Here is a 2,270-nt window from a genome sequence, read left to right on the forward strand (position 1 = left end):
CGGTTTCCGCCTCGTCCGCCCCGGCCTGTTCCGCCTGGTCGATGCGGCGGAAGGTGGCGAGTGCCTGCCCGACGACCTGGTCCATGTTGTAGTAGCGGTAGGTGGCGAGGCGGCCGACGAAGTGGACGCCCGGCTCTTCGCGCGCCAGCGCCTCGTAGCGGCGGTAGATCGCCTGGTTCTCCTCGCGCGGGATCGGATAATAGGGATCGCCCTCCGCCGCCGGGATCTCGTAGGTGAGGCTCGTCTGCGGATGCACCTGCCCCGTCAGGTGCTTGTATTCGGTGATGCGGGTGTACTCTTCCGTCTGCGGATAGTTCACCACCGCCACCGGCTGGTGCCGTTCCTCGTCCAGCGTCACATGGCGGAAGCGCAGCGAGCGATAGGGCAGCCGACCGAAGCGGAAGCCGTAATATTCGTCGATCGGCCCGGTATAGACCAGCCGGCGATACGAGACCTCGTCCTTCACCTCGGCAAAGTCGACGCCCAGCCGGATCGTGATACCCGGATGATCCAGCATGCGCTCGAACATGCGCGTGAAGCCTTCCGCCGGCATGGCCTGGAAGGTGTCGGAGAAATAGCGGTCGTCGGTGTTGCTGCGCGTCGGCACGCGGGAGGTCACGGACTTGTCGAGTTCGGACGGGTCCAGCCCCCATTGCTTGCGGGTGTAGCCCTGGAAGAATTTCTCGTAGAGCTCGCGGCCGACCGCGCTCACCACCACGTCCTCGGAGGTGCGGATCGTCTCCACCGGCTCCGCCCGGCTGGCGAGAAAGGCCGCGGCCTCTTCATCCGTGGTGAGGTTCAGCTCGTAGAGCAGGTTCAGCGTGGTGCGGTTGATCGGGATCGGCACCAGCTTGCCGTCGACGGAGGCGAGCACCCGGTGCTCGTAGGGCCGCCATTCGGTGAACCGCGAGAGGTGGGAGAACACCGTCTCGGAATTGGTGTGGAAGATGTGCGGACCGTACTGGTGGATCAGTACCCCCGCCGCGTCCAGACGGTCATAGGCGTTGCCGCCCACATGCTCGCGGCGGTCGATCAGCAGGACCTTCGCGCCATGCTGGCTGGCCAGTCGCTCGGCAAGCACGCTGCCGGCAAACCCGGCGCCGACGATCAGCCAGTCATACATCGACGGCCTGTCTTTCCATCTCGCGCGCGCGGTTCGGCACCGGCGGCCGCGCCGCGACGCTTCTGGCCGGGGCAGCGCTGGAGGCGTCGATCTTCGTCGTGCGGACGCGCTCGATCTGGCGCTGCATCTCCCGCCATGTGCGATCCCAGGAGGTGGTGGCAAGCTGCCGGTCAACCCGCGCCAGCCAGTCGGGCGCGAGGTCCCCGGCCGGGGCAGCGAGCAGCGCGTCCGCCCGGGCCACGATCTCCCCGGCGGTCGCGGCGATCTCCACCAGGCCGAGGTCGCCATAGGGCCGGATCACGTCGCGGATCGGCGTGGAGATGACGGGCAGGCCCGCCGCCAGGAACTCCGGCGTCTTGGTGGGACTGATGAAGCGCGTCGCCTCGTTGATGGCGAAGGGCATCAGGCCGAGGTCCCAGTTGGCGAGATAGGCCGGCAGTTCCGGGTAGCTCTTGCCGCCGAGCCAGTGGATGTTGGGCCGCCGCGGCAGGCTGGCCGGGTCGATCTTCACCACCGGGCCCAGCATCACGAACTGCCAGTCCGGCCGCAGATCGGCGACCTCGCCCAGCAGGTCCACGTCCATGCGCTCGTCGATCACGCCGAAGAAGCCCAGACGCGGCCGGGGAATGCCCGCCTGGTCGGCCGGATCGGCCAAGCCCTGCCGCGCGCCCGCGAAATGGTGGACGTCGATGCTGCTGGGGAACGGGTGAATATCGGAATGGCGGCCCTGCTTGGCCTCGAAGATGCTGACGCCGCCGGTGAAGACCAGGTCGGCGCGCGCCATGAGTTCCCGCTCCATGTCGAGCAGCGCCTGCGGCGCGCCGAGGAAAGCGGAAAGCTCGTCCATGTTGTCGTAGACGACGATGTCGGGCGCCATGGCGCGACTGAAGGCCAGCGCCATCGGCGTGTAGTACCAGAACACCGTGAAATCCGCGCCCGCGGTCGCCAGCAGCGAGCGCAGCAGGCGCTCCTGCGCGGCCACGATCTCCGCCTCGCCCATCCCATGCGGCAGCACCGGCACCGCGACGCGGACCCCGCCCGGCCGCTCGCTCACGTCCAGCCGAGGCGCCGGCTCATCGGCGAAGACCGGCTCCTCCATGAAAACCACGGAAAAGCCCCGCGCCGCCCGCACCAGAAGATGCTGCGG

At 68.3% G+C, this 2,270-nt stretch carries 2 protein-coding genes; both read right to left on the reverse strand.

The window, feature by feature from the left end; genetic code table 11:
* Positions 1-1,123, reverse strand: a 1,123-nt coding sequence (gene glf, locus BMY25_RS20310; protein WP_143062088.1) for a UDP-galactopyranose mutase, incomplete at its 3' end; no start/stop codon positions are given.
* A partial coding sequence (locus BMY25_RS20315) for a glycosyltransferase (protein WP_092500099.1) occupies positions 1,116-2,270 on the reverse strand: 1,155 nt, incomplete at its 5' end. The genes glf and BMY25_RS20315, both read right to left, overlap by 8 nt.

This window comes from Faunimonas pinastri (assembly GCF_900110915.1).
Taxonomy (GTDB): Bacteria; Pseudomonadota; Alphaproteobacteria; order Rhizobiales; family Afifellaceae; genus Faunimonas; species Faunimonas pinastri.